This window comes from Haloarcula sediminis, from assembly GCF_035656455.1.
GTDB classification, from domain to species: domain Archaea; phylum Halobacteriota; class Halobacteria; order Halobacteriales; family Haloarculaceae; genus Haloarcula; species Haloarcula sediminis.
The window spans coordinates 220,595-246,877 of record NZ_JAYMGA010000001.1; the positions used below are offsets into that span (position 1 = coordinate 220,595).

Below are 26,283 nucleotides of genomic sequence, written 5' to 3' on the forward strand. Positions count from 1 at the left end.
GGCCCGTGCAGGCAGACCCGGGCGGCGTTCCGGCGTGGCTGGTGTTTGGACTGCTCCTTGGGGTAGCCGGCAGTCTGGTCGTCGTCGTCCTCTTTCTCGTTGCCGGCAGGCTCTTTCCCGCGAAGCGACGGGACAGCGGGGTTCGCGAGGGCGGCGAGGAGCGCCGGCGGGCCGAGATACGCGAGTACCTGACGGCCATCGACGAGTCCTTTGCCGAGAACCATCCGGTCGCCGGCCAGGACGTCGCCTTCTACCTCCCGGACCGCGGCGTCGCCATCACCTTCGACGCGCGGGCGTTCTACCGCATCGAGCGCTCGCCGACGGTGCCCGTACTGGTCGAACACGAACTGCCGGGTGCCGCCCTGGGCCGGCGCCTCCCCTTCGAGACGCCCGACGTCTCCGTCGGTCCGGAACCCGAACCGGAACCACAGCCCGCCGCCGACCCCACGCGAAAGGCCTTCGCCGAGCTCGGGCTGCGGGAGACGGCGACCGTCGACGAGGTAAAATCAGCCTACCGGGCCCGCGTCAAGCAGGTCCACCCGGACCACGGCGGCGACGAGGAGGAGTTCAAACGGGTCCGGGAGGCCTACACCCTGGCGAAACAGCACGCGGGGTAACGCGGCTCACATCCCCTGGCTCATCAAGTGCGACCGCAGGAGGTCGGCCTCCTTGCTGCCGGCGACGGGGTTTACGAGGACGACTTCCTCGTCGGCGTCGAAGGCGCCCCGGTCGGCAAGCGCTCGCACGCCGGCGATCCCGGTGCCGCCGGTCGCGCCGACCTCGGGCCCCATCTCACAGCCGTCGACAGCGGCCTGCAGTATCTCCTTGTCGGGGACTGCGACGCCGTCGCCGCCGGTAGCGGCGATAGCGTCGAGAGCAGCGCGCCCGGCCGCGGGGTCCGGTACTTCCAGCGGGCCGACGATGGTGTCGGGGTGGTCGACCGGTCCCGGCTCGGTTTCGCCGTCGGCGGCCGCCGTGGCGATGGGCGCGCAGTCGGCCGGCTGTGCGGCGTAGATTCGCGGGACTGCGTCGGCGAGTCCCGCGTCGGCGGCGAGGGCGAACCCGCGTTCGAGCCCGAGAACCGTCTCGCCGTGGCCGGTCGGATGGACGACCGCGTCAGGTGTGCTCTCGCGGTCGGCGAGCAACTCCAGGGCGAGCGCCTTGGCGCCGGCGATACGGAACGGGTGGCCCGGCGCGACCGAGGTGAGCGGTTCGTCGCTGTCGGCGAATGCCTCGACGGCGTCCGCGTAGCGCCCCTCGACGACGTACATGTCGCCGCCGTGGACGTTCACCATCGCCTTGTTGAGGAACGGACACCGCGAGGGGACAAACCCCTTCGAGTCGACGCCCGCGCGGGCGGCGTAGGCCGCCGCCGACTGGGCCCCGTTGCCCGGCGAGGGTGTCCCGACCCGCTCCGCGCCGTCCGCGACGGCGGCCGAGACGGCCGGTGAGAGTTTCCGGTCGGCGAGCGACCCCGTGGGATTGCGCCCCTCGTCTTTGATGGCGACGCCGCCGACGCCGAGTTCGTCGGCCAGCTCGGGGACGGGCACGAGCGGCGTCGCCCCCTCGTCGATGCTGACGGTCGTCCCGGGCGGAAACGGGTGGGCGTCGGCGGGCCCATCGACCGCGTCGGCGTCGAAGTCGACGACGAGGACGCCCCCGCAGTCGGGACAGCGCTCGATACCGGGGTCGACCGACTCGCCACACGCCGTACAGGAGAGGCCACGAACCGCCGCTGTCGTCTGCATAGTCCCACGTCGGGCTGGCTCCCACAAGTGTCGTGCGGTATATTCCAGCACGCTCTTGGCCCGGGCGTCCGAACTCCCGGCCATGACAGACGCCGTGGTCGTCGGTGGCGGCCTCGCGGGGCTCGTCGCGGCCCGCCACCTCGCCGAGTCGGGACAGGACGTGACGCTGCTGGAAGCGAGCGACGGCGTCGGTGGCCGCGTCCGGACGGCCCACGAGGACGGCTACACCTTCGACCGCGGGTTTCAGGTGTTGTTCTCGGCGTATCCCGCGGTCGAGCGCGAACTCGACGTCGAAGCCCTCTCGCCGCGGCCGTTCACGCCGGGGGCGACCATCGCCCGCCCGAACCACCGCTCGGTGCTGTCGGACCCGCTTCGCAACCCGACCGCGGCCCCACAGACGATATTCAACCGCGACGTTCGCACGGCCGACAAGCTCCGCGTGTTCAAACTCCAGCGCGAACTCACCGCGAAAGACCCGGAGGCGCTGCTCGACGGCGGCGGCGAGTCCATCGCCGACTACCTGGCCGACCGGGGGTTCTCGAAGCGATTCGTCGAGCGCTTTGCCGCCCCCTTCTACGGCGGTATCACGCTCGACCGGTCGCTCTCGACCGACAGCGCCGTCTTCGAGTACACCTACAAGATGCTCTCGGAGGGCGAGATATTCGTCCCCGCTCGCGGCATGCAGGCCATGCCCGAACAGCTCGCCGACCGGGCCGCGGCGGCCGGCGCGACAATCGAGACGGACCGCACCGTCGAGACCGTCGACGCGGCGGCCGGACACGACACGGTGACCGTCGAGACGGCCGGCGAGACTGTCACGGCGGACGCGTGTGTCGTGGCGACGGACCCCGTGACGGCCGCCGACCTGACCGGCGTCGACACCATCCCGACGGAGACGCTTGGCTGTGTCACCCAGTACTTCTCGCTGCCGACGAGTAAGGCCCCGAGCATGGGTAAACGCATCGTGCTCAACGCGGCCGACGACCGGCCAAACACCGTCGCGCCGCTGTCGGCGGTCGCCCCGGAGTACGCCCCCGAGGGGATGGAGCTATACAGCGCGACCTTCCTCGGAGCACAGGACGCAGACGACGAGGACCTCGCGGCCGACGTGTACGACGCGCTCGCCTCGTGGTACCCGTCGGCCGGCTTCGACGCGCTGGAGCTCCTTCGGACCGACCGCGTCCCGCTGGCGCAGTTCGCCCAGCCCCCCGGCTTCCGCGAATCGGTCCCGGACCCCGACGCGCCCGCGGGACCGGTTGCCCTGGCCGGTGACTACACCCGCTGGTCCTCGATACAGGGCGCCTTGGAGAGCGGGCGGGTTGCCGCGGCGCTGTGCCAGTAGCTCGCCGCGTCGCCCCACCGCCGCGGCGGTCAGACGGCCTCCGGCCCCCGCTCGCCGGTCCGTATCCGCACTGCCTCCTCCACTGGTAGGACAAAGACCCGCCCGTCGCCCGGATTGCCGGTCTTTGCCGCCTCGGCGATGGCTTCGGTCACGTCCTCGGCCGGGATGTCCGCGACGACACACTCTATTTTCACCTTGTCGATGAGGTCGACGGTGTACTCCTCGCCGCGCCACTGCTCGGTCTTGACCGATTCGGACCCCCGCCCGGAGACGTTGGTGACGGTGAGCGACGAGGCGTTGACCCTGGCCAGGGCCTGCTTTGCGGCGCCGAGCTTCTCCGGTCGGATTATCGCGACCACCATCTGTATCTCCGACTCAGTCATCGCTCGGGCCTCCACTGTGGCCGCCGTCAGCGCGCACTCTCGGCCCGACCCGCCGGCGACAGGTCGGAGCATCCGTCTCGGCGGGTCGACCGCCGGCATCGGGGGCCGGGGCCTCTCTCACAGACCGAACTGACAGGCTGTCCTGTTCTGGCTCTGCTGTCGAGATATGTGCAGTATCCATCTCGAATGAGTGGTGAGATGCCGAAGTAATCAAGACTACCCTTATACGCATGCCCAGTCCTTGAACACGGTTGGAGAAGCGCCGCTATCCCAGCAGCGTTCCGTTAGAATATTCAGCAGCCTCGGCAGCGGTCTCCGGCGGGGCTCAGTCGACGGTCCCGCCGGGAGTCACGCGGGATAGCTCACGCGGCGTGGTCGCCGTCGCCGTGGTCGTCGTCGAGTAACACGTCCGAGACGTATTTGATGGTCGCGAAATACAGCAACACCATACAGACGAGTGTCGTCGCGATAAGCGCGAGTGCCGGTCCTGTCTGAATCATGTTCGCTGTTCTCCCCCGATAGCCCAAATACTTACCGAACCTGTCACAGGTGACTGCCCGGGCTGTTCCGGCACCGCTCCGGTCGAGCACCGACGCGGCGCTATCCGCTGTCGAAGAACTGTCGGCTATGCCACTACCGACGGCGGCCGGACACGCCGGCGACCGTTACAACAGCCGCCGAAACTCCCCAAGCGGCGGGAACGCTCGACTCTCACGCGCGCTCTCGTCCCAGACCACGGGCGCCAGTCGGTCCACGTCGGTCACCAGCGGGGACTGGAACTCGCCTGCGGACATCGCATTGACCCGAACCCCGGCGTTGAGTTTGTTGAACGACGGGACCATCACCACGTCGCCGCCGCCATACTGCCTCTCGCCGACCAGATAGCAGGGCCGGCGCTGGCCCTCGATCTCGATGGTCGGGTGGTCGTGGCCCACGACGTAGCGGTCGGCGTCGCCCTCCGGCGGTTCGTGGCCGTGCAGGACCAGCGTGTCACCGACGCGGTACTCTCGCTCGGTGGGGCCGTCCCACACCGAGTCGAGCATCGTGTCGTGGTTCCCCGGGGTGACGACGAGACGGGCGCCGGCCTCGCGGCAGGCGGCTCGCAGTCCATCGACGGTGTCTGTGACGGTTCTGGGGACCGTCTGGAAGGAGTGCAGGAGGTCGCCGGCCAGTACGACCTCCTCGGGGCCGTGGCGTTTGAGGAGGTCCCGGAACCGCTCGACCATGTCGCTCCCCGAGCCGACCGGGAACTCGAGTTCCCCGCCGGTGCCCCGGCCCACGTGGAGGTCCGCGACGACCAGCACGTCGCCGAGGACTACCCCCCGCCCGTCGTAGGTCAGTTCCATCGACGTGTCGTCCGGGCTCCGTGTACAAACCGATGACGCACTTCGCAAGCTCGCTGGGGTCGCGACGCCGTGGCGAAGTGAGGGTGTTTTCTACCGCGAGCGCGTCCGGGCTGGTATGAGCGACAGCTCCGACGACCTCGAATCGGCAGTCGAAGCGTTCCTCTCGGAGGCCGACTCGGCCTACGAGGAGTACGACCGCGGCTACACGGACGCCGACGCGACGCTGCGACGGCTGGAGAGCGCCGTCGAACAGCTTCGGACGGCGAACCGCGAGGCGTAGCTGGGGCGCGAGACGGGCTACAGAGCGGTCGAATCGGGAAGAATTATCGGCCCGGCCGCCCCCAGAGGAGGTATGACAGGATTCTCCAGTCGCGTCGAAGCGGTGTCTATCTCGGGCATCCGCGAAGTGTTCGAGGCCGCCGGCGAGGACGCCATCAACCTCGGTCTGGGCCAGCCGGACTTTCCGACGCCCGACCACGCCCGCGAGGCCGCCGTCGAGGCGATACGGGCCGGCGACGTCGACGCCTACACGTCAAACAAGGGGACCCGCGAGCTCCGCGAGGCCATCGCCGCGAAACACAAGCGGGACAACGACCTCGACGTGGACCCCGAAGACGTCATCGCCACCTCCGGCGGGAGCGAGGCGCTCCACATCGCCCTGGAAGCCCACGTCGACGAGGGCCAGGAAGTGATCTTCCCAGACCCCGGATTCGTCTCCTACGACGCGCTGACTAACCTGGCCGGCGGGGCGCCGAAGCCGGTCGGGCTGCGCGAGGACCTGACGATGGCGCCCGAAACCGTCGAGGACGTCATCACCGACGACACCGCGGCCTTCGTCGTCAACTCCCCGGCCAATCCGACGGGGGCGGTCCAGTCGCCCGAGGACATGCGCGAGTTCGCCCGCATCGCCGCCGAACACGACGTGCTGTGTATCTCCGACGAGGTGTACGAACACCAGGTGTTCGACGGCGAGCACCGCTCGCCCGCGGAGTTCGACGAGTCGGGCAACGTCGTCGTCGTCAACGCCTGCTCGAAGGCCTACTCGATGACCGGCTGGCGGCTCGGCTGGGTCACCGGCGCGACCGACCGCATCGAGCGGATGCTCCGCGTCCACCAGTACGCACAGGCCTGTGCCTCCGCGCCCGCACAGTACGCCGCCGAGGCCGCGCTCACGGGTCCACAGGACCCCGTCGACGAGATGCGCGACGCCTTCGAGGAGCGCCGGGACATCCTCCTGTCGGGCTTCGAGGAGATGGGGCTGGAGTGTCCCACGCCCAAAGGCGCCTTCTACGCGATGCCGAAGGTGCCCGAGGGGTGGGTCGACGAGGTCATCGAGCGGGGCGTCGTCGTCGTCCCCGGCGACGCCTTTGGCGAGAACGGCGCGGGCTATGCCCGTATCTCCTACGCCACGGACACCGAGACCCTGCGTGAGGCCATCGATATCATGGCCGAGGCGACTGCGGCCCTCGAATAGCCCGAATCTGCGGACACTGAGCCGCCGGTTCCTCGGGGCGGCACCGACCAGTCCCGGCCGGCGGACTCACAGCACGAGTCGACGCCGCGTGTGCCGTCGGGCTGTCCAACTCCACTCCCGAAACACCATTAACAGCCGCTGTCAGGCGAAGGACAGATATCGCTCCGACCGCTATCGGAGTCCAATGGACCACCTCGCACCGCCGAACGTGCCGGTGTACACGACGACGGCCGAGCAACAGCGCATCTGGGACCGGTGTGCGGCCCGCGGGCAGCCGGTCATCGCCGTCCGGGCGGCGACCCGCGGCTACATCGTCAGGTACGACCTCCAGCACCTCGACGCGCAGCTCTCACAGCGGACGCTCCAGCGGCTCCGCGACCGGGTTCGCTCGCGGCGCGGGTACGAAACCAGCCCCGACGGTACCGACCCCGTCTCCGAGACGGAGGGGGTCGGCGGCGAGGCGGGCGCGGTGTCGGGCGAACTCCACACGCCCACCGAGCGCGCCGCTCGCGACCTTGCCTCTCACATCTCGCCGTTCGTCCTCGACCGGGACAACTGGCAGTAACTGGCCACTGGCGGACGAGTCTTTTTGTCGTTGCCGTCCCTCGCATCGGTATGGCAGTGGCCCGACACGAACCCGGCGTCGTCGGCGCCGGGAAGGCGCTCGCCTCTCAGGTCCACCCGGTCTTCATGTTGCCCCCGCTTGCCACCTCGCTGTTCGGGGCCGTCCTCGCCGGGAGCGTCGACCTCACAGTGGCCGGACTGCACGTGCTGGCGATGTTTTTCGCCGTCTACACGGCCCACGTGAAAGACGGCTACGTCGACTTCCACGTCCGTGGCGAGGACGACGACCACCCGCTGACGGTCGGCGGCTGTCACGGGGCCCTGCTCGGAAGCGCCGCGGGCTTTCTGGCCTGCACCGTCGGTCTGTGGCTGCTCGTCTCCCCGCTCGCGGCGCTGGTGACGGCGCCAACCTGGGTCATCGGCTACACGCACGCGCCACAGCTCGACCTCAATCCCGTCGGCGCGACGATGGGGTATCCCGGCGGTATCGCGCTGGCGCTGCTGGGGGGCTACTACGCCCAGGCGACCGACTTCGGCCCGCGGGTGCTGGGACTGGCCGGCGTCTTCCTGTGTCTGCTGACCGGCATCAAGATAATCGACGACGAGACGGACTTCGACTACGACAGCTCCATCGACAAGCGGACCGTCGCCGTCGTTCTGGGCCCCCGGCGGGCCAGACAGCTCGCGCTCGGGCTGTTCGCCCTCGCGATGATCGGCGTCGTTGCCCTGGCAGTGGCGCTGCCCGGGATTCCGCTGACCGCGGCCGGCGGGGCCCTCGTCTTCGGCGCCGTCCTCGCCGTGGCCTACCGGGCCGAGGCGGAACTCGCCACGATGCTGCTCATCCGTGGCTCGTATCTCTTCCTCGCCGTGCTGGTGGCCGCGGTGTGGTTCCGGCCGCTGGCCTGAGCCGGCGGGGCAGTCGCTCAGACGCAGTCCACTGCGACCGAGCGGTTCGCCGTCATCGAAACGCCGTCCCCCGACGCGTCGAGGGTCACCGTGGCCGTCTCGGAACCGGTGCTGTTCCCACAGGTGACCGCGGCGGTGACGGTCGACTCCCCACCGGCGCCGAGCCTGGCTGACCCGTTGGCCCTCGCTACCGTCGGTCCACTGTTTGGATTGTGCTCTGTAATGTGGACGCTCAGGTCCAGAGGCCTCGGAAGGCGGTTCGTCACCGTCAAAAGGACCGCCTCCTGGCTCCGGTTCCCGGCGACCGACACCGGTGACTGCTGAATACCGAGATACGCGCTCTCGTCGTCAGTGACGGAGGCCGACACGGACCGGTCGGCCGTCGCCGACGTGAACGCGCCCGTCTGGGGTGCCACCAGCACGAGCGAAGCGACGATGCCGGCGACTGCGAGCGCACGCACCACGTTCATCTCTCGCTCACCTCCGGTGGCTGGCCCGTCCCGCCGAGCCGAAGTCGCGTGTGGTTGAGGTACGTGTGGACCAGCGCCGAAACGAGCACGACGACGGCGATGAACGTCGCCGCAGAGAGCCCCGAAACCCACGCGAACGGACCCGTGTCGACCAGTGCACACCCGAGCGCGAGCACGCCCACGACCGAGAGACCGAGGTAGTACCGGCTCCACGGGATATCGATGCCCGGCACGACGTCGAGATACACTTCTAGGTCGGCGACGCTGTTGTCGAGCGTGACCGTCTCCCGCATCGAGTCGTACTCGACGAACCCGTTGCTGTCCATCATCGGCAGATGGTGCTGGTGCAGCGCGGTTTTCACGCGCTTTGCCTCCGCGGAGGTCAGCTGTTCGATCGGTTTGTCGTTCTCCCACGCCGCGACGTGTTCGGCCAGCTCGCGCAGATACACCTGCCGCCCCTCCTGTTTGAGATAGTGGAACACGTATCGCCGACGGCCGTTGCTCAGTACCTCGAAAACTGTCGCCTCGGATAGCGATTGGCGTGCTCGGTGCTGCTGTCGACCGGTGGTGTCTCTGAATTTTCCGTCGCTCATGGCTCCCCTCCACCGCTCCCGCAGTGTGCCTCGCATCTGTGCTTGCGTCGTACGGGTTTAGTTAGGTGCAAAGGGCGTCTACCTTAGACGCCATCTAACTGCGACTTCTGTTCGGTAACCGCTTATCGACAAGTCTGAAGGAGTCGTGTCGTCACGCAAAGAACCTTTTCAGGCCCGCAAACGGGGTTTGCGCTTCGGCCCCGGCGTATACCAATGGGGTGACAGTGGGTAGACAGGACTGCGTACGCCCCCCGACGACGTGCTGTGCGTTGCTGGACGGGGCGTGCAGGATACAACAATGAAACGACGCAAATTCCTGATCGGCGCAGGATCGCTCGCGGCTGGCTCGGCCGCTGCAGTGGGTACTGGTGCGTTTGCAAGTGTCGAGGCGACGCGTACTGTCAACGTTAACGTGGAGGGCGACCAGCAAGCGTACCTGGGCTTGGAAGCGGACTCACCGTACGCCAAAAACAACGGCAAGCAGTTAGTGCTGAGCTTCGGTGACAACGGTAACGGTGGCAAAGGCGTGAACGCGGACGCCGTGACGACTTTCGATGGCGTGTTCGAGATGATGAACAACGGTCCGAATGAACTCGATATCACTATCGACAAGTCCGGACTGGCCAACCCAGACAGATGGCAGTTTGTTCCCAAAGAAGTCTACGAAGAGTACAGTGGGAACTATCCCGAAGATAGTTTTTATCCAAGCTGGGACGATTTCGGTGGATACGACACCACCAACGCTAGTGGCGGCGGTCTCAACTCGGGAGACTCAACTCTAGTCGGCGTGATGATCGATACGCGCAACGTGGCTAGCTTACCGGGTGGGGAAATTACGTTTGCCGTCACGGATGCAGACGGGCCATACGGGAGCAACTAACCTCATTACGGATCCGTGATTTAAACTTTCAAATTTTTCGGAGCGACTTGTCGGACACAGCTCGAGTATCGCCACACGTAGTTTTCCGGATCTGATAGTCGAACCCGAGCTATCTGGTGACTCCGTATCAGAGCCGGTTGAACCAGACATCCACGTGGTGGTCAGGGCCGTAGGACTTCCCGACCAGGTCCGGTCGCCCGCTGCCGGTCAGGTCGACGACCTTCGCCTCGTGAGTCTCGATACCCGTCGCGACCGTCTCGCGTTCGAACTCGCCGCCGCGGTTGTAGAAGACGAAGTGGCGCGGGTCGCTGTGCTTGCCCAGCCCCATCTCGGCGACGTAGATATCCGGCCGGCCGTCGCCGGTGAAGTCCTCGACGGCAAGCGAGTGCGGACAGAACAGCCCGTCAGCGATGGTGTGTTGCTCCCAGTCGGGCGGGTCAAACCAGGCGACCCGCCCGGGGTGGGTCCCCAGGTGGGGCGAATCCCCCTCCGAGAGGACGACTTCGAGGTCGCCGTCGTCGTCCACGTCGGCGACGGCGACCCGCGTGTTGTCCCAGCCGGTGACGATGGCCTCGCGGCGCCAGCCGGTCGGGGCGTCGGGGTCGCGGTGGTAGACGTTCGGCCCCGCGATCAGTTCCGTCCGCCCGTCGCCGTCGATGTCGACGACCGCGACGCCCTCGACTTCCCGGCCCTCGTCGACGATGTGGAGGTGTTCCTCCCCCCAGGGCGACTGCCGCGGGGCGTCCGGGATATCGAAGTAGAAGACGGTCTCGGACTCCTGTGAGAGTCCGACGACTTCCGGCTCGCCGTCGTCGTCCACGTCGGCGACGGCAACGTCGTGGTACTTCTCGAAGCGGTCTGTGATGAGGTGGCGCGCCCACGGGTCGCGCGGGTCCGCGCGGGGCTCGAACCAGTACAGCTCAGTGTTGTTGATACCCTGGCCGGCAACGACGTTCGGCCGCCCGGTGCCGGTGATGTCGCCGACGGCGCCGCCCACGTCCAGGGCCGGCGTGAACGATATCTCGTGGCGCTCGAAACCGGGGTTCTCGTACCAGAAGAGGTTGGCTTTCTCGATGCCGACCGCCGACCGGATCGCGCCAGTGGGTACGCCCCGTCGCTCGGCGCCCCAGACGAGACCCTTGCCGGGGACCCCCTCGCCGGCGCCGCCGACGATGACGTCCTCGCGGCCGTTGCCCGTCAGGTCCGTCGTGAGACAGAAGCCGAGTTTCGTACAGGGCGGCCGCGCGTCGATCCGCTCGTGGCTGAACCCGCTCATGTGTAGTGGCCCATGGTTTGCCCAGGCGGGGTATGAGTAACCACCAGCTAACCGCTCCAGTCACGGGGCGAACCCGGAACCCGCGCCCAGCCCTGCCGCCGGCCCTCCAGCGGCGGTTTACCGCATCCCGTCGGCCGGTTCCGGACTGCGTAACAAACCGTCCGCATCGGCACCCGCCGCTCATGCCCTGCCAGCAGCTGTGGGTCGTCCACCGAGTCGCCGCGTCGACCGCCGGGGTCCGCCGGGGGCGACGATAATGTGGCCGTGGACGCATCTCGCGTTCGGCTATCTCCTCGTCTCGCTCCTGTGGCGGCTGCGCGCCAACCGGGTCACCGGCGCGGTGGCCGTCGCCGCGGCGGTCGGGACGCAGTTTCCGGACCTCGTCGACAAACCGCTGGCGTGGGGGCTGGGTGTCCTGCCCGCAGGGCGCAGCCTGGCGCACTCGGTCGTTACCGCTGTCCCGCTGTCGGCCGTCGTACTCTACGTCGCTACTCGGCGGGGCCGCAGTGGCCCGGCGCTGGCGTTCGTCGTGGGCTACGGGAGCCACCTGGTCGGTGACACCATCCCGAAGCTGCCGTCCGGAGACTTCGACTCGCTTACTTTCCTCCTGTGGCCGCTCCTCCCGCTCCCCGAGTACGACGGGGCCGAGCCGGTGGTGGCGAACCTCTCGGAGGTAGTCGCCACACCGGTGGCGTTCCTGCTGGCGAGTCCCGGTCGGCTGGCGCTTCTCGCCCTCGTCATCGCCGTCTGGTGGGCCGACGGGTTCCCGGGCGTCGCAGGGGTCGGGCGCTACGTCACGCGCGGCGTGAATCACGATATCGACTGATACTGGTGGCGGTGACAAACTGATTCGCTACCGCGAGTATCTTGACGAACGCACAGCCCCGGTATGAACGCCCCGGCGGCGACAGTCAGGACTGCACCGCCGACCGCTGGGGCGGTGGGTCCGCCTCGTCCGTGCTGACGAGTCCCGACAACAGGTCCCCGAGCCGGTCGGCGATGCCCGCGCGGCCGTACTGTTCGACCACGTGTTCGCGACCGGCCGCGCCAAGTCGCCGGCGGCGCTCGGGCGCGGCGAGCATGTCGTCGAACGCCGCGGCGATGGCTTCCGGGTCGACGTCGGCGTGGCGACCGCCGCCGGAGGCCTCGACGAACCGCCGCACTTCGCCGCGCCCGGTGACCACCACCGGGACCCCGCAGGCGAGATACTCGTAGGCCTTCGTCGGCATCGCGTAGGCCAGCTCGGGGGTGTCCTTGATGGGCGCCAGCCCGATGGCGGCGTCGTTGATGTGGGCCGGCACCGCCTCGCGGTCGACCAGCCCGACGAACTCCACCCGGTCGCTCAGGTCGAGTCGCTCGGTCAGCGCCTCCAGGCGGGAGCGCTCGTCGCCGTCGCCGACGAACCGCAGGACTGCGTCGTGGTCGAGTTCGTCCATCGCGCGGATGCACGGTTCCAGTGGCTGTGCGCTGCCGAGGTTGCCGGTGTAGACGATGACCGGCGGCGCCGCGTCCTGTTCGCCACCGTCTCGCGCCGTCTCGGCGCTGTCCGCACGCGGTGCGAACCGACCGGTGTCGACGCCGTTGGGGACGTGCCGAACCCGGTCGTCTAGCTCCTCGCCGTACGTGTCGGTGATAGCGGTCCCCAGCGACTCGGTCGTGACCGTGATGCGGTCCGCCGTCCGCAGGACGAGGCTCTGAAACCGCCGACTCGCCCGGACCAGCGGGCTGTCGGCCTCGACGTAGCCCAGCGCCACGGAGTTGTCTATCCAGAGGTCCCGCACGTCCACGACCCAGGGCGTGCCCAGCGCGGCGGCCACAAGCCCCGGAATACCGGTCGTGATTGGTGGGGTCGACGTGAGCACCGCATCGGTCGAGCGGTGGTGCCAGACGAGCCAGAGGGCGGCGTGCAGCGCAAACAGCAGGTAGTACGGGAGCCGGCGGACGAGTCCGGGGTTCTCGACCTGTGGCTGCCAGGACCACAGGCGGTGGACGACGACGCCGTCCACGCGCTCTGTCTCGCTGCGCGCCCAGCTCCGTTCGAAGTTCCCCGGCGGGTATGCTGTCGGCGGCGCCAGCACGGTCACGCGCGCTTCGTCGGCGACGTTGACCGCGAGGTCCCGAATCCGCGAGGCGTTCCCGCCTTTTTCCGGGGGATAGCGCTGCGAGACGAAGACGTAGCTGTTTCGCTCGGCCATCGTCACCTCGGCGCCTCCGAGTCGGCCGGGACTCCCTCGCCGTCACCCGTCGGGCGCGACGCCGTCGGCGGGCGGTCGACCGCTGTCAGTACACGTGCCATTGACGTCGAAACGCACCGTCGATATCCACGTTAGTATGGGTTCTATACGCACACTGGCCGCGACTGCGGGCGCCGCGGAACGGCCGCTCTGTCGAATCGCACCGCCTTCCGGGCCGACTGTCGGGACAGGAACTGGCCAGGGAGCGCCCCCACCCCGTTACCGATTGGCTACTAAACTGGGTGGACCGTCAACCCCTCGTCACGATGGACCTGGATTCACTGACGCTGGCCTACGCCTACGGCTGTCGCAACGCGGGGGATTTCGCGATAAACGAGGGGTCACTCGCGCTGCTTTCCCGGGCCTGCCCCGGAGCCGACGTGACCGCCGTCTCGCGGTTCGCCCCGGAGTCGCCGGAGTACCGCCGGATGGCCGAGGAACTCGACACGCTCGGGGAGGGGGCCCTCGTCGGCGGCCCGATAACCTACGACCCGGAGCGCCAGTCCCGGCCGGCCCAGCTCGCCGCGCTGGCGCGCGACGGGTTCCAGTACGGCGTCGACCTGGCCGGCGTCGCCGGGGGCCGGTCGGTCCACTCGGCGCTGTACGACCGGATAACCGACGGGGACGCGCTGCTTTTCAACGGCGGCAACGCCATCCACCACTCGCCGAGCCACGGCAGTCTCCCGTACCTGCTCGCGATGCTGTATCCGCTGCAGGTCGCGCGCCGCAACGGCGTCCCTTACGGCCTGTTGCCACAGACGACGTTCGCGCTGGAGGGGGTCGCAAGGCGGCTGGTCGTTCCCCTCCTTTCGGACGCCGAGTTCGTCATGACGCGGGACGCGGTCACGTTCGACTACCTCTCGGAGTTTGGCCTCCCGACACAGCTCGTCAACGGCGTCGACACCGCCTTCCTCAACGGCACTCCGGAAGCGAGCGAGCCCTCGGACGGCGATTCGAGCCGTATCGCCGCGGTCCCGCGGTTCTCGACGTTGGGCGACACCGGGGAGCTGGACGCGGCCGGCGCGCGGATGGAGGAGACCTTCTTGACGTATCTGGCGGGGCTCGTCGACTCGGGCCACGAGGTCACGCTGACGATACAGACCGAGATAGACGAGGCGTGGGCCGCCCGGCACCGCGACCGGCTCGACGACATCGGCGTGGGCTACGTCGAGAGCTACGATCCCGACGCGCTCCGGGCCCACTACGCCGGGATGGACCTGCTCGTGACGATGCGGCTACACGCGGCCATCTTCGCCCTCTCTATGGGGACGCCCACTATCGGCGTCTACCGGTCCGAGTGGGGGCCGAAGACGCCGGGGACGTTCCGGACGCTCGACATCGCCGAGTACGCGATTCCGTGGGACGAGGCGACCGTCGAGACGCTCGTATCGGTCACCGACGACGCGCTGGACGAGGGGGCGGCTCTCTCCCAGCACGTCGCCGACAACGTGACGATGCGCAGCGAGGCGCTGGTCAGCGACCTCCGGACCGCGCTCGCGACCGCCGACGGGTTCGCGTCGGCTGGGACGCCGCACACGCGGCCGTGACGAGTCACCTGTATGGCCGATAGGAACCGGGCCGCTGTCAGTAGCCGGTCCCGAGGTAGGTGTGGACGGCGTTTGCCGCTTCGAGTTCGTCCACCAGCGCCACGGCGAAGTCCTCCATCGAGATGTAGCTGTCCCCCTCCTCGTCGGTCACGAGTTCGCGGTCGGCGGTCCGGTACTCGCCGGTTCGCTCGCCGGGTTCGATCAGCGCGGCCGGCGCGACGTACGTCCACTCTAGGTCCTCCGCCTCACTGAGGATGTCGTACGCCTCGATGGCCGCACGCGCGACCGGTTCCCACTCCTCGGGGAAGTCGTCCGTCTCGATGAGCAGCGTCTCCGGGCCGACGCTGAGCCCGCCGGCGCCGCCGGTCCAGACGAGCCGGTCGACGTCCGCGCGGCGCAGGCCCGCGACCACGGCCTCCATCATCGCCGTGAGGACATCTGGCGAGTCACCGTCGCTCGGGCCGAGCGCCGAGACCACGGCGTCGTGGCCCGCCGCGAGCTTCGCCACGTCGTCGGGGTCGGTCGCGTCCCCCGCGACGGCGACGAACGCGTCGTCGTCGACACCCTCGACTGTCCCGCTCCGGGAGACGCCGGTGACGGCGTGCCCGCGGGAGAGGAGCTCAGTGGCAGTTCGCTGTCCGATTCGTCCGCTCGCACCGAGTAGCAGTACGTTCATTGTGGTAGTTGGGTTCGCAATCGCTGGCGGGCGGTACTGCGAGAGTACCCGGACCTGTCGTCGTTGCATCGGGTATTGACCCCTGCTCGTGATATAGTTCAGCGAACACCGACCCGACCAGGTGACATCGATGTCACCCCCGACCGACGGGAGTCGGCGCCCTCACCCCGTCGCGTTCACGCGGTAGACGTCGTACCCCCCGTTGTCGTACACTGACGACACCGTCGGGTCCCGTTCGAGGCGATCGAAGTCGGACGGTTCGTACTTCCAGAACTCCCGGTAGTCCGGGTAGACGCTCCCGTAGAAGGTGCGCCCGGCCGCCGTCAGCACCAGGTAGTTGTCGCCGTCGTAGCTGGCGCCGAGCGTGTCGTTTTCGGTGTAGCCGAAGTGACGCGGAATCCGGTCGGTGCCGCTGGTCACCACCTGGTCGTCGGCGTAGGTCTCGCGGCCGTGGATGGCGTCCCGGAACCGATGGGTCTCGGTGCCGAACTCGGCGAGGCCGTTCCCCGCGTCGCGGTTCTCGATGTACCACTCCGACCCCTCCAGTTCCGCCTCGGTGACCTGCTCGTTCTGGCCGACGGTCAGCGGTGAGACGTACAGCCCCATCGTGCTGGTGGCTACGAGCACCGCAATGGTGACGTACAAGAGGCCATAGACCGTCGGCCCGGTCTCCAGCCGCTCGGCCAGGAAGTAGACGAACGAGCCGGCCAGTAGCGCCCCGAACAGCTCCGCGAACACCAGCGGACGGCCGAAGCCCACGAGCAGGTCGACGACGAAGAACAGCGCCGACAAGGCGGTAAAGAGGCCCAGCGCGCCGACAAACGTCGACCGGAAGACGGTCCCGCTCGCCCGCGAGCGAAGGGTCGCGACGAGGACGGCGAGTGCGAAACAGCCGCCGAAAGCGAGCAGTATGGCCGACGCGCCGTATCTGAGAGCGGCGATGCGGACGATATCGACGAGCGCCGGGCTGTACTCGGCCACCGTCTCGCTGTAGGTGGCGGCCGAGGACCCGACGCCGCCGGGGGACGTGAGCGTCTCGAAGACGATGCCGAACCGCTCGACTATCTTGGGGAAGTCCAGATACCACACCGCGAAGACGGCGACCAGGAGCTGGGAGACGGGCGTCGGGCCCACCGGACCGGCCACTGGCTCGGCGCTCGCCAGGACGCCCCGGGCGTGCAACAGCCGGGCGACCCCGTAGACCCCGAGGACCAACACCAGAAACAGGACGGTGATGGGGTGATAGATGACCAGGCCGAACAGCGCAAGGCCCAGCGCGGCGCGGACGTGGACGGCTCGCGTCCGCCGTTCCATGACGAACAGATAGAGGACAAAGGGAACCAGCAGGACGCTGAACACGTAGGGGACCGACTGGGCGGCGACCAGCGCCACGGCGAAAGGGACCGAAAGCAGCGCCCGGCGGCGGTCGAAGACGGCGCTGACGAGCGCCACGAAGGAGAGCAGGCTGAACAGCGAGCCGATGCCCGCGACCGCCATCAGCATCGTCCCCGGGTCGACCCCGGTGGCATACGCCAGGCTCAGGACCAGCAGGTGGACGTTCGGGTAGATGTTCCCGGGGCTGACCCGACCCGTCTGCTGGATATCCCGGATGAACCCGACGTGTGAGAGCACGTCTGCCCGGCCGAACATCACGTATCCGCGGAAGTACGGCAGGAAGACGAGCAGCCCGACGACGGTGAGGACGAGCAGGAGGCCAAACAGCCAGTCGTTCGTCCCCGCCCGGGCGCTCCGGACGACGACGACGCTCCCGACGAGCAGGGCGGCGACGGCGAGCGCCCAGAAGTACCACGGGTAGGCCCCGTAGATGGAGGGCTCGTAGCCAGCGGCTTCGGGCGTCAGCGCGAGGACGACCGTGAGCGCGAAGGCGAGCGCGAACCCGCCCGCGGCGAGCCATCGGTCGCCGGTTCCGTCGGTCGCGGGACACATTTACACGCCACCCCCGCTTGGCGGGACGGTAATCCAGACGTGGACGGACCGGTAGGCGTCGTCGATTCTGGGGTTCCCTTCCAGCGACCCCCGATAGAGGAGGAGCGTCAGTCGGAGCCGGTCGCCGGCGGCTGCGTCGGGCGGCGAGACGCGAACCCCGGTCCCGTTTACCGCACCGGGCCTGAGCTGTGTCCCGTAGCGCTCCTCCCGCCAGCGGGCAGTCACGGTCCGCTCGCCGTCGACGCTTTCGACCCGGTGGAACTCGACCAGCACGGTGTAGTTCATCTGCCGTCGTTCGCGGTTCTCGATGCCGACGTAGATGGGGGCAGCCTCGACGGGTGCGATCGCCTCGGGGTAGTCGTCGGCGACGAGTTCGCCCGTCTCGTCATCCTGAGCCATGAGGTAGAACTCGGTGTAGCGCTGGCCGCCGTCCGTCGTCGCCAGCGCCGTCCCGGCGACGGCCAGCGACAGGACGAACAGCACTCCGATGACAGCCGTTGCCGGCCCCGCGCCGGTGCGTCCGGCGAGCGCGTCCCCGACCGTGACCCGGTAGCGCTCCGCCGGCGGGACGCGCAGCCGCCGGACGGCTGCCAGTCCCGTCACGGCGACGACGAACCACACGAGCGTCAGGACGACCGACGACGTGGTGATACCCCACCGCGTGTAGTTCAGGAACAGGACGAGCAACGGCACGGTGACGATGCTGAGCCCGACCGTACAGACGAACCGTTCGAGCCCCGAAAGCGCAAGCCGGCCGCCAGCGACGGCCGACGCCCGGCGGGGGAACAGCGCCGCGGTCACTGCATACCCCGGTCCCAGGAGGACGAACGCGCCCCCCAAGAGGACGCGAAGCGGCCCCGCCGGGTTCACCTGTAGCCGCCAGCCCGCATACGTTAGCAGCGCGATACCACAGACGACAGCGAGGTCGAGGAGTGTCGATACCACTCTGGTCCCCCAACGTCGGCCATGAGCCATTGGGTGACCACACCGCGGAAAGGGGCATAAGAAAATGCCGCCTACCGCTTGATTCCGAGCTTGTTACCAACACGCCACCAGCCCGGCGCCGCTACTCTGTGGGCGGGAGCGTGCGGTACTCGTCGTCGACGGAGAGGCCGGCCACCCTGGCCCCGTCGTGGTCGACGGCGACCGACCGCGGGGTCCCGGTCCCGAGGAGGAAGCCGAACTGCACCGCGCTCCCCTCGGACTGCAGCGACAGCTTCGGTCGGCTCTCGGCACGGCCAAAGGCCGGGAAGTACTGGCTGGTCGAGACGGTCGCCCGCTCGGCGCCCAGCGGGACGACAGACGCCAGGGCCGCTCCGTCGTCGGCCAGGTGAAACCGGGGCTGGCTGCCGTCGTCGACGTGGTCGAGGTCGATATCGGGCGCGACGTGGAGCCGGCTCGTCATCGTCGCCGCCTCGTCGGCGTCGACCGTGTCCCAGACCAGCCACCAGTCGTCGGCGTGGTAGATGCGGCGTCGGTGGGTGTATCGTGGCGTCGCGTCGCGGCTGTAGCGCCCGTCGAACAGGGTAACTCCGTCGCGTTCGCGCACCGTCGCCGACGGCTCGACCCGCCGGCCCAGCAGGTAGCTCCCGCCCGTAGGCATCGGCTCGGTGTCGCCGTACTGGACGGTGTTGTGGGCGGCGACGCTGCGGGCGTACTCGCGTCGGTTCGTCGGGGCGTAGGCGGGGGTCCCCGTGTCGGTCAGCAGGCGCCGCCCGTCGGCCCAGAACGACACCGAGAGCGCGTCGTTGTGGGTGTGGCCCGGCAGGTGGGCCGGCCCGGGCCGGCCGCCGTCGACGAGCAGCCGGTCGTCGCCGTCGCCGAGCCAGTAGTAGCCCGAGGTCGACAGGGAGGTTCCGGCCGGCGCCGTCGCGTCCACCCCGACGGCGTCGGCGTACCGGAGCACGGCCGAAACCGGCGGGGCCTCCCCGAACACCGCGTCGTTCAGCAGCGGTATCCGGCCGTCGGGCGGGCGCAGTCGCCGGAGGAACTCCGTGGCTCTGCTCGCGACCTCGCGGAGTTCGGGCGGTATCGACTCGCCCTCTCGGCGAAGCAGGTCCACGGCGGTCAGATACCGCACGAGTGCGATACTGTGGTACATCGGGCTGCGCTCGAAGTGGCCGCCGTCGGCGAGGAACTGCTCGCTCGCTTCGACCAGTACGTCGACCCCCTGCTGGAGCCACGCCTCGCCCTCGCCGTCGAAGAGGGCCCCTGCCAGCACCAGCGCGGCGCCGTTCTCTATCAGGTGGTTGCCGCCCACGTCGTGTTCGACGTGGTTTGCGAGGAAGGCGGCGTTCCGGTAGACCAGCCGGGCGGCGAGCGCCTCGACGGCCGTGTCGTCGCGGACCCACGCACAGAAGCGGGCGAGATTGAGGACGCGAAGCGAGACGGCGTGGGGCGTCCAGGCGCGCCGGAGATAGCCCGGCGCGCCGATAGCCGTCGCCTCGTCGCCGTCCCAGTCGGCGAGCCAGTCGGCGAGCGTCTCGACGACCGCCGGACACGCCGCCGGGCCGTCGTAGCCCAGCGTCGCCCACGACAGGAACTCGAAGCCGTGGAACTTGAGCGCCCACATCGCGGGGGGCTCCAGGACCGCGTCGTCGAACCAGCCGACGCCGTCCTCGCCGGCCACCGACAGCGACCGCCCCAGCAACGTTACCGTCCCGTCTGTGGTCTCGTCGGCCCGCTCGCGGTAGGCCTCGCGGGTCGCCGCTTCGAGACACCGGCGGAGCGTCGTCGTGTTGCCCCGAATACTCTCGGGTCGTATCGCCAGCCCGCTCGGGACCTGTCGCTCGTACCACTGGTCGGCGTCGACCGGCAGCGACGGGACCACCAGCTGCCGGAGCGTCCGGTCGGCGACGCCCAGCAGCTGGCCGGCCTCCATGTTCCGGACCGTCTCGTACAGCAGCGGCGCGGTCTCGGCGTCCGTGAGCTGCGAGAGCCGGGACTGTCCGCCGCTCATCGCTCTGGGCCCCGCGTTGGGCTGTCTCGGTTCGGGGCTGCTCGCGCGAGTCCACCCGTTCGGTCCGACTGCCGGCCACCGACTGCCGCCCCGACCGTCGCCCGCAGTCGGGCCGACGACGTGGCGGCTGGACGCAGTTCACCCATGCTCGTGGGGATACGCCTGCCGACAGTTTGTTAGGGCGCTCCTGATACTGGGGGCTGTACTTCGCAACGATAGTCGTCACTCCGGAGCGGCGAATTCCCGCTGTTTGTTACAGCCTCCGGTATGAACCGGTCGGTGTCGCCCCGCCGGCCGGCTTGTCAGCGCTGTGGCCGGACCCGGAGGCGTGCGTAGTACGTAACTAACTGAGTACCGGCCACACGAGAAGCCAGGCGATGGGAGAGATAGTAGACTCGACGGGAGCGGGGTGCCAGTGAGTGTAGTCAACTACGTGACGGCCCTCTGGACACGCTGTGTCGCGGCCGTCCAGTCGGTGTCGGGCGAGGAGAGCGGGGCTACCCGACAGTCGCCCGCCGGAGGCACCCTCCCCACCCACGGTCCGGGCGGCGACGACGCGGGCGACCCGACGCTGCTGGTCTACGGGCAGGCCCTCTGGATGGCCGTCACGCTGGCGCTGCTGTTCGCGCTGTCCCTGCTGTCCCTGCGCCTGTATTTCATGGTGTCGTTTATCGGCCTGCTGTGCAACCGGCTACTGTTTGCCCCGCGGACTGTCACTGCGCGGTGGTGGCGGGTCGTCAACGCCATCACGTGGGCCGGTTTCGCGGTGCTGTCTTACTTCGTCTACCTCCGAATCAGGGCCGGCGTTTCGACCCCGGCGTAGCCGTCGCATACTTACGGGGCCGGGACGGCTGAGTACAGCCGATGGCGACCACGTCTCGACCCCGATTAGCGGGGCGCCGGACGGTGTGTGACAGGACCGATGAACGACATCGCCGATGGGGGACGGACCCGTGACCGACCCGCTCGTCACGGCCGTCGTCACGACCTACGGCCGACCCGACCACCTCCGAGACGCCGTCGAGAGCGTCCGCGAACAGACCTACGACAACGTCGAGCTGGTCGTCGTGGACGACCACTCGGAGACGCCGGCGCGGGAGGTCCTGGCGGACATCGACCTCGGCTCGCTTGCCGACCATCGCGTGGTCCGCCACGGGACGAACCGGGGGGCCAACGCCGCCCGGAACACCGGTATCGAGGCGGCCGACGGCGAGTACGTCGCCTTCCTCGACGACGACGACCAGTGGCTCCCGAAGAAGGTCGCCCGCCAGGTCCACGCCGTTGAAGCCGACGACGCCGGCGTCGCCTACTGCGGTATCAGACGGGTCCTGCCAGACGAGGAGCGCATCGAGATTCCCCGGCCCGTCGACGGCGACATGACGAAGGCGCTGCTGTGTGCGAACGTCGTCGGCTCGATGTCCGTCGCGCTGGTCGCGACCGAGGTCGCCGAGCGGGTCCCGCTGGACGAGCGGTTTCCCTGCTGGGCCGACCTGGAGTGGTTCGTGAACCTCTCGCGGGAGACCGCGTTCACCCGGGTTCCGGAACCGCTGGTCGTCTACGACTGTGACTCGCCGGGGCGGCTAACGGAGGACTTCGGGAAGACTCAGCGGGGGTACGAGCTGTTCGTCGAGGAGTTCGAGCCGCTGGCCGCACAATACGGCGACCGGTTCCGCCGGAAGTTCCGGGCCTGGGCGGCGTTCCGGGCCGGCAAGAGCGCCGTCCACGCCGGGCGGTACGACCGCGCCCGGGCGCTGCTGTACAGCGCGGTCCGTGCGTATCCGTACGAACCGCAGTTCGCGACGTATCTCCTGGCCGCCCTCGGCGGCGAACGGACCCACGACCTCGGTCGGCGGGTACGGGGACTCAAAGGCTGACTGCCCTCACTGTTTCGTCGCTACGGCTTCGGACCGCTCGACGGTCGGTTCGGGGAGGTCCCAGCCGCTCGCGTCGAGATGCTCGACGATACTGGCAGTGACCCGCTCAACGCTGTACTGCCGGCCGGTCTCCCGGGCCCCGTCCTGCAGGTCGGACAGCAGCGCCGGGTCGGCGGCCAGTGCCCGTATGTGGTCCGACAGCGCCGCCACGTCGTGGGGAGAAAATAACCGCCCGTCGACGCCGTCGGTCACGATGTCGGCGTTGAAGTTCCACTCCGTCGCGAGCACGGGACAGCCGGCGGCGAAGGCCTCGACCAGGGCCCCGGGGAACCCCTCACCGTCGTAGACGGTCGGGAACACGAACGCGTCGGCGTCCTGCAAGGTCGGGATGACGGCCTCGTTGGGGAGCTTGCCGTGGAACCGGGCGCCGGGCAGCCGGCTGCACCGGTCGAGAAAGCGGTCCTCGTAGGGGTCGTCGGGCAGGAAGTGACCGTAGATGTCTAAGACTACGTCGGCCCCGGCGTCGCTGGCCCGTTCGTACGCGGCAAGCAGGTCGTCGATGCCTTTCGACTCCTTGATCCGCCCGACATACGCCAGTCTGAGAGCGCCAGAGGGCCGCTCTGACGCCGACCCCGACTCCGGCAGCGGCCGGAGGTTCGGGACCGTCCGGACCTGGACCGAGTCGTCGAGCAGCCCCCGGAGGTCGTCGCTCAGCCCGTCGGTCTGGGGGTAGACGCCGTCGAACGCCGAGAACGTCCGCAGGTAGAACCGCCGGACCGGGCCCGGAAGCGCCCGCAGCTCGTCGGCGAACTCGCCCCCGGCGGGGAACAGCGCCCCGTGGACGTCCGGCGACCGGAGTTTCGTCGCCAGCAGCGGCGCCACGCCCAGGCGTACTTTCGTCGACGCGCTCAGGAGGTACGCGTCGTACGACAGTGTCTCAGACAGGATTTCGAGGACTGTCCGCGGATGCGTTTCGAGCGTGTTCACCCACGTGACATCGAGCCCGTGGGCCTCCAGCCCGGCCTGGATGTACCTGTTTTTCAGCCCCGGCCCGGTGATGGGCGGCGACCGCGGCCCGATGGCCAGTATCTCCCGGGTCATCCTCTGACCCCGGGCGTTCGCGACGGCGCGGGCTGTGGGGACAGCCGCCGTTTGCCGCTGGATAGCTGTGACATGTCGGTCGGTCCGCTGGCGCCGACCTTTGTTACGCACGGTTATACGGGGTGTCCGCCTGTGTCTGCTTTGCCGCCGGTGACCGCGCCGAGATTAGTAGCTGTGTAACTTTGGCTGCACGGGCACCGAGCCGTCAGTATGCATACGAGTGTCCAGGGACGACGGTACCGGGGCAGTGGGTGGCTCGCGTCCCCGGAAGAGCGCCTTCGGCGGGCGGGGGCCGGCAGCCGATGAGTGACACCGCCGAAACGGCGAGGTCGACGACTGCCGACGGGTCGGAGACGGTCCCCAATCGGCACGTCGCTTTCTTCACGCCCGCGCCGGACTTCGGGGGCGCACAGCGGGTGACGGTCAACATCGCCAACAGCCTCGCGGCCCGGGGTCACGAGGTCGACCTCGTCGCCGGCCATCTGGAGGGCGAGTTCGTCCCGCTCATCGACGAGGCAGTCGACACTGTCGAACTAGACATCCCGGAGGTGCCGGCCGCGGGCATTCTCGCCGCGATCCCGCGGCTGGTGTCGTATCTCGATGGGGCCCGGCCTGACGTGCTGTTTGCCAGCCGGACCCACACCAACCTCGCGGCCGTCGCCGCGGGCCGGCTGACAGGGGCCGATGTCCACGTCGCGATAACGGAACACAGCCCCTTCACCCACCAGCTGACGCGGAAAGACCGGGTCACGGCGGCGCTCGCGGCCCGCGTCTACCCGTACGCCGACGACGTCGTCGGCGTCTCCGAGGGCGTCGCCGAGACGGTGGTCGAACACACCGGCCTCGACCCGGACGGGACGACGGTGCTCAACAACCCCGTCGACATCGGGGCCATCCGGTCTGGCGCCGATGAACCGGTCGACCACGAGTGGCTGGATGACCCGGAGCTGGACCCAATCGTCGCCGTCGGCCGGCTGAAGGCCTCGAAGGGCTTCGGGACGCTGTTGCGGGCGTTCGCGGCGGTCCACGAGCGCCGCCCCGCGACGCGGCTCGTCATCGTCGGCAAGGGGACCGAACGCGACCGGCTGGAGGGACTGGCCGGCGACCTGGGCGTCGCGGACTCGGTGGCGTTCACGGGCTACACCGACAACCCCTACGCGTACATGGCCCGGGCCTCGGTGTTCGCCATGCCCTCGAAAGTCGAAGGGCTTCCGACGGTACTCATCGAGGCGCTCGCCTGTGGCTGTACCATCGTCTCGACTGACTGTCAGTACGGACCGCGGGAGATTCTCGAAGACGGCCGCTACGGCCGGCTCACGCCGGTCGGCGACGCCGAGCGGATGGCCGGGACGATCTGTGCCGCGCTCGACGACCCGACCCCGCCCGAACGGAGCCGCGAGCGCGCCCAGCACTTCTCGATGGCCGCCGGCGCCGACAGGTACGAGTCGTACATCGACGCCGTCGCCGACGACTGAGCCGCGCTCGAACCCGGCCGCCCCGTGACGCTTGGCTACCTGCGGACATCGCAGTGTCGGAGTGGTAACCAACTGACGGTCCAAGCAGAGCGTCCGAAGACGACGTATTACCGCCATTAGATAAATACTAACAAAGCGGATTCAATCGGCAGTCACAGTCGATGAACGTAGCTGCTATTGGGGCACACCCCGATGATATCGAGATCGGGGCCGGCGCCTCGATCGCCGTCCATCGGAACCGCGGTGACGCCGTTCGCTTCATCATCCTGACGAAAGGCGGCAAGGTCGCCGAGCGCGAACAGCGCCGCGCCGAGGCGGAGCGTGCGGCGGAGATACTGAACGTCGACGACGTCCACTTTCTGGACTACGAGGACACGAAGGTCCCGTACAACCAGTCGACAGTCGACGAGCTAGAGACAAAGCTCGACGACATCGACCCGGACCGGGTGTACATCCACGCCGAGGAGGACACCCACCAGGACCACCGGCGGGCGGCCAAGGCCTCCATCACGGCGTCCAGAGACGTAAACCAGGTGCTCGCCTTCGAGGCGCCCTCGACGCGGTCCTCCTTTGGGCCCCAGTACTACAACTCCGTCCCCGAAGGCGTCATCGAGGGGAAAATAGAGGCCATCCGCTCGCACAAGTCCCAACAGGAGAAAAAGTACCTCGAAGCCGAGGCGATGAAAGGGCTGGCGCGGTTCCGGGGGCGCCAGGCCAACTCGACGTACGCCGAGGCCTTTCAGGTCATCCGTATCAACAACATGTACAAGTCGAACTTCAAAGACATGCACTGACAGCGTGGTCACAGCCGGTCTGACGGGCCCTCGAACCGGGCGAGCACCTCGGGGACGGCTGCCAGCGAGTCGACGGCGGCGTCGGGCACAGCCCCGTCCCGGGCGAGGGCGTCCGCGTACTGACCGCGCATGACCCGGATCGTCGACATCCCCAGCCGGTTGGGCTGGGGGAAATCGAGCCCCGGTCGGTCGCCGACGAACGCCATCGACCGCTCGGGAACGCCCAGGCGCTCGGCCATCTCGACGAACGGCTCCGGTGACCGCTTCGAGTCCGCCCGCTCCGCGGTGACGATGACCTCCTCGACGGGGCCGTCCAGCCCCAGCCGCGAGAGCTTCTCACGACCGTTCGTCCCGCCGGTGATGACGCCGAGGCGGTAGTCGTCTGCCAGCGTTTCGAGTGTCCTCTCGGTGTCCGGATACGGGACGAGCGTCCCCTCCGAGTCGTGGTAGGCACTGACGAGCGCCGGGACGTGGTCGTCGGCGAGGCCGGCGGTCGAGAGCACCACGTCGAACGTCGCCTCTCGGTGGCCGTCCCTGAAATAGGCCGCAAGCAGCTCCGCGGTGAGGTCGACGCCGGTCCGTCGCTGCAGTTCCGCGCCGGCGCTGACCAGGCCCGCTCTGGCGTACTGCCGGTCGTCAAACAGCGTGCCGTCGAGGTCGAACGCGACGGCGCGGACCGGGCTGTCACCCATGC

At 68.7% G+C, this 26,283-nt stretch carries 27 protein-coding genes; 13 read left to right on the forward strand and 14 right to left on the reverse strand.

Annotated features, from left to right (window positions below; translation table 11 throughout):
* Positions 1-5: 5 nt before the first annotated feature.
* Positions 6-617: a J domain-containing protein gene (locus VJ162_RS01225; protein WP_324661857.1), complete on the forward strand. Its 612-nt coding sequence runs from the start codon at positions 6-8 to the stop codon at positions 615-617.
* Positions 618-623: 6 nt separating this feature from the next.
* Here the strand turns inward: VJ162_RS01225 and VJ162_RS01230 are convergent, their stop codons facing one another.
* Entirely contained in the window at positions 624-1,748 is a 1,125-nt protein-coding gene (locus tag VJ162_RS01230; protein ID WP_324661858.1) for a threonine synthase, read from the reverse strand.
* Positions 1,749-1,830: 82 nt separating this feature from the next.
* On the opposite strand from VJ162_RS01230, the gene VJ162_RS01235 reads away from it, so the two are divergent.
* Positions 1,831-3,090, forward strand: a complete 1,260-nt coding sequence (locus VJ162_RS01235; protein ID WP_324661859.1) for an NAD(P)/FAD-dependent oxidoreductase — start codon at positions 1,831-1,833, stop codon at positions 3,088-3,090.
* Between the two features lie 29 nt (positions 3,091-3,119).
* Here VJ162_RS01235 and VJ162_RS01240 read toward each other — a convergent pair whose 3' ends face one another.
* The 3 genes from VJ162_RS01240 to VJ162_RS01250 form a co-directional block, all read right to left on the reverse strand.
* Complete coding sequence (locus VJ162_RS01240) at positions 3,120-3,473, reverse strand: P-II family nitrogen regulator (RefSeq protein ID WP_324661861.1); 354 nt, start codon at positions 3,471-3,473, stop codon at positions 3,120-3,122.
* A 362-nt stretch (positions 3,474-3,835) separates the two neighbouring features.
* Positions 3,836-3,973, reverse strand: a complete 138-nt coding sequence (locus tag VJ162_RS01245; RefSeq protein WP_324661862.1) for a hypothetical protein — start codon at positions 3,971-3,973, stop codon at positions 3,836-3,838.
* 165 nt (positions 3,974-4,138) lie between these two features.
* Positions 4,139-4,819, reverse strand: coding sequence for a metallophosphoesterase (locus tag VJ162_RS01250; RefSeq protein WP_324661864.1), 681 nt, complete (start codon positions 4,817-4,819; stop codon positions 4,139-4,141).
* A 115-nt stretch (positions 4,820-4,934) separates the two neighbouring features.
* On the opposite strand from VJ162_RS01250, the gene VJ162_RS01255 reads away from it, so the two are divergent.
* The 4 genes from VJ162_RS01255 to VJ162_RS01270 all read left to right on the forward strand — a co-directional run bounded on the left by VJ162_RS01255 (position 4,935) and on the right by VJ162_RS01270 (position 7,763).
* On the forward strand, positions 4,935-5,099 hold the full coding sequence (locus tag VJ162_RS01255; protein WP_324661865.1) for a hypothetical protein: 165 nt from the start codon (positions 4,935-4,937) through the stop codon (positions 5,097-5,099).
* A 72-nt stretch (positions 5,100-5,171) separates the two neighbouring features.
* The gene (locus tag VJ162_RS01260) at positions 5,172-6,293 is read left to right on the forward strand and encodes a pyridoxal phosphate-dependent aminotransferase (RefSeq protein WP_324661866.1); all 1,122 of its coding nucleotides are present in this window, start codon (positions 5,172-5,174) and stop codon (positions 6,291-6,293) included.
* A gap of 184 nt (positions 6,294-6,477) precedes the next feature.
* Entirely contained in the window at positions 6,478-6,858 is a 381-nt protein-coding gene (locus tag VJ162_RS01265) for a hypothetical protein (RefSeq protein WP_324661867.1), read from the forward strand.
* Positions 6,859-6,908: 50 nt separating this feature from the next.
* Positions 6,909-7,763, forward strand: coding sequence for a UbiA family prenyltransferase (locus VJ162_RS01270; protein WP_324661868.1), 855 nt, complete (start codon positions 6,909-6,911; stop codon positions 7,761-7,763).
* Positions 7,764-7,780: 17 nt separating this feature from the next.
* On the opposite strand, the gene VJ162_RS01275 is transcribed toward VJ162_RS01270, so the two are convergent.
* Entirely contained in the window at positions 7,781-8,233 is a 453-nt protein-coding gene (locus VJ162_RS01275) for a hypothetical protein (protein WP_324661869.1), read from the reverse strand.
* Positions 8,230-8,826, reverse strand: a complete 597-nt coding sequence (locus VJ162_RS01280) for a DUF7344 domain-containing protein (protein ID WP_324661871.1) — start codon at positions 8,824-8,826, stop codon at positions 8,230-8,232. Before VJ162_RS01280 ends, VJ162_RS01275 begins: the two co-directional genes overlap by 4 nt.
* A 298-nt stretch (positions 8,827-9,124) precedes the next feature.
* On the opposite strand from VJ162_RS01280, the gene VJ162_RS01285 reads away from it, so the two are divergent.
* The gene (locus VJ162_RS01285) at positions 9,125-9,706 is read left to right on the forward strand and encodes a hypothetical protein (RefSeq protein ID WP_324661872.1); all 582 of its coding nucleotides are present in this window, start codon (positions 9,125-9,127) and stop codon (positions 9,704-9,706) included.
* A 127-nt stretch (positions 9,707-9,833) separates the two neighbouring features.
* Here the strand turns inward: VJ162_RS01285 and VJ162_RS01290 are convergent, their stop codons facing one another.
* A complete protein-coding gene (locus tag VJ162_RS01290; RefSeq protein ID WP_324661874.1) occupies positions 9,834-10,982 on the reverse strand; it encodes an FG-GAP repeat domain-containing protein in 1,149 nt (382 codons plus the stop codon).
* A 256-nt stretch (positions 10,983-11,238) separates the two neighbouring features.
* Between VJ162_RS01290 and VJ162_RS01295 the strand changes: the two genes are divergently transcribed.
* A complete protein-coding gene (locus tag VJ162_RS01295) occupies positions 11,239-11,808 on the forward strand; it encodes a metal-dependent hydrolase (RefSeq protein WP_324661876.1) in 570 nt (189 codons plus the stop codon).
* Positions 11,809-11,893: 85 nt separating this feature from the next.
* Here VJ162_RS01295 and VJ162_RS01300 read toward each other — a convergent pair whose 3' ends face one another.
* The gene (locus VJ162_RS01300) at positions 11,894-13,177 is read right to left on the reverse strand and encodes a glycosyltransferase family 4 protein (protein WP_324661877.1); all 1,284 of its coding nucleotides are present in this window, start codon (positions 13,175-13,177) and stop codon (positions 11,894-11,896) included.
* Between the two features lie 305 nt (positions 13,178-13,482).
* Between VJ162_RS01300 and VJ162_RS01305 the strand changes: the two genes are divergently transcribed.
* Positions 13,483-14,763, forward strand: coding sequence for a polysaccharide pyruvyl transferase family protein (locus VJ162_RS01305; protein ID WP_324661878.1), 1,281 nt, complete (start codon positions 13,483-13,485; stop codon positions 14,761-14,763).
* A 37-nt stretch (positions 14,764-14,800) separates the two neighbouring features.
* Here the strand turns inward: VJ162_RS01305 and VJ162_RS01310 are convergent, their stop codons facing one another.
* The 4 genes from VJ162_RS01310 to VJ162_RS01325 all read right to left on the reverse strand — a co-directional run bounded on the left by VJ162_RS01310 (position 14,801) and on the right by VJ162_RS01325 (position 20,345).
* Positions 14,801-15,439 carry an NAD(P)-dependent oxidoreductase gene (locus VJ162_RS01310; protein WP_407066831.1) on the reverse strand — a complete coding sequence of 213 codons (639 nt, stop codon included), beginning with the start codon at positions 15,437-15,439 and terminating at the stop codon, positions 14,801-14,803.
* Between the two features lie 162 nt (positions 15,440-15,601).
* On the reverse strand, positions 15,602-17,386 hold the full coding sequence (locus tag VJ162_RS01315) for a hypothetical protein (protein WP_324661880.1): 1,785 nt from the start codon (positions 17,384-17,386) through the stop codon (positions 15,602-15,604).
* Complete coding sequence (locus VJ162_RS01320; protein ID WP_324661881.1) at positions 17,387-18,331, reverse strand: DUF1616 domain-containing protein; 945 nt, start codon at positions 18,329-18,331, stop codon at positions 17,387-17,389. It lies immediately after the preceding gene.
* A 121-nt stretch (positions 18,332-18,452) separates the two neighbouring features.
* Positions 18,453-20,345, reverse strand: coding sequence for an alginate lyase family protein (locus VJ162_RS01325; RefSeq protein ID WP_324661883.1), 1,893 nt, complete (start codon positions 20,343-20,345; stop codon positions 18,453-18,455).
* Positions 20,346-20,760: 415 nt separating this feature from the next.
* Here VJ162_RS01325 and VJ162_RS01330 point away from each other — a divergent pair, with 415 nt between their 5' ends.
* A complete protein-coding gene (locus VJ162_RS01330; protein WP_324661884.1) occupies positions 20,761-21,168 on the forward strand; it encodes a hypothetical protein in 408 nt (135 codons plus the stop codon).
* Positions 21,169-21,283: 115 nt separating this feature from the next.
* Entirely contained in the window at positions 21,284-22,219 is a 936-nt protein-coding gene (locus VJ162_RS01335; protein WP_324661885.1) for a glycosyltransferase, read from the forward strand.
* Positions 22,220-22,225: 6 nt separating this feature from the next.
* Here the strand turns inward: VJ162_RS01335 and VJ162_RS01340 are convergent, their stop codons facing one another.
* Positions 22,226-23,320, reverse strand: coding sequence for a glycosyltransferase family 4 protein (locus VJ162_RS01340; protein WP_324661887.1), 1,095 nt, complete (start codon positions 23,318-23,320; stop codon positions 22,226-22,228).
* Positions 23,321-23,622: 302 nt separating this feature from the next.
* Between VJ162_RS01340 and VJ162_RS01345 the strand changes: the two genes are divergently transcribed.
* Both VJ162_RS01345 and VJ162_RS01350 read left to right on the forward strand, forming a co-directional pair.
* Entirely contained in the window at positions 23,623-24,795 is a 1,173-nt protein-coding gene (locus VJ162_RS01345; protein WP_324661888.1) for a glycosyltransferase, read from the forward strand.
* Between the two features lie 161 nt (positions 24,796-24,956).
* A complete protein-coding gene (locus tag VJ162_RS01350) occupies positions 24,957-25,589 on the forward strand; it encodes a PIG-L deacetylase family protein (protein WP_324661890.1) in 633 nt (210 codons plus the stop codon).
* Positions 25,590-25,597: 8 nt separating this feature from the next.
* On the opposite strand, the gene VJ162_RS01355 is transcribed toward VJ162_RS01350, so the two are convergent.
* Positions 25,598-26,281, reverse strand: a complete 684-nt coding sequence (locus VJ162_RS01355; protein WP_324661891.1) for an HAD family hydrolase — start codon at positions 26,279-26,281, stop codon at positions 25,598-25,600.
* Positions 26,282-26,283: the final 2 nt, after the last annotated feature.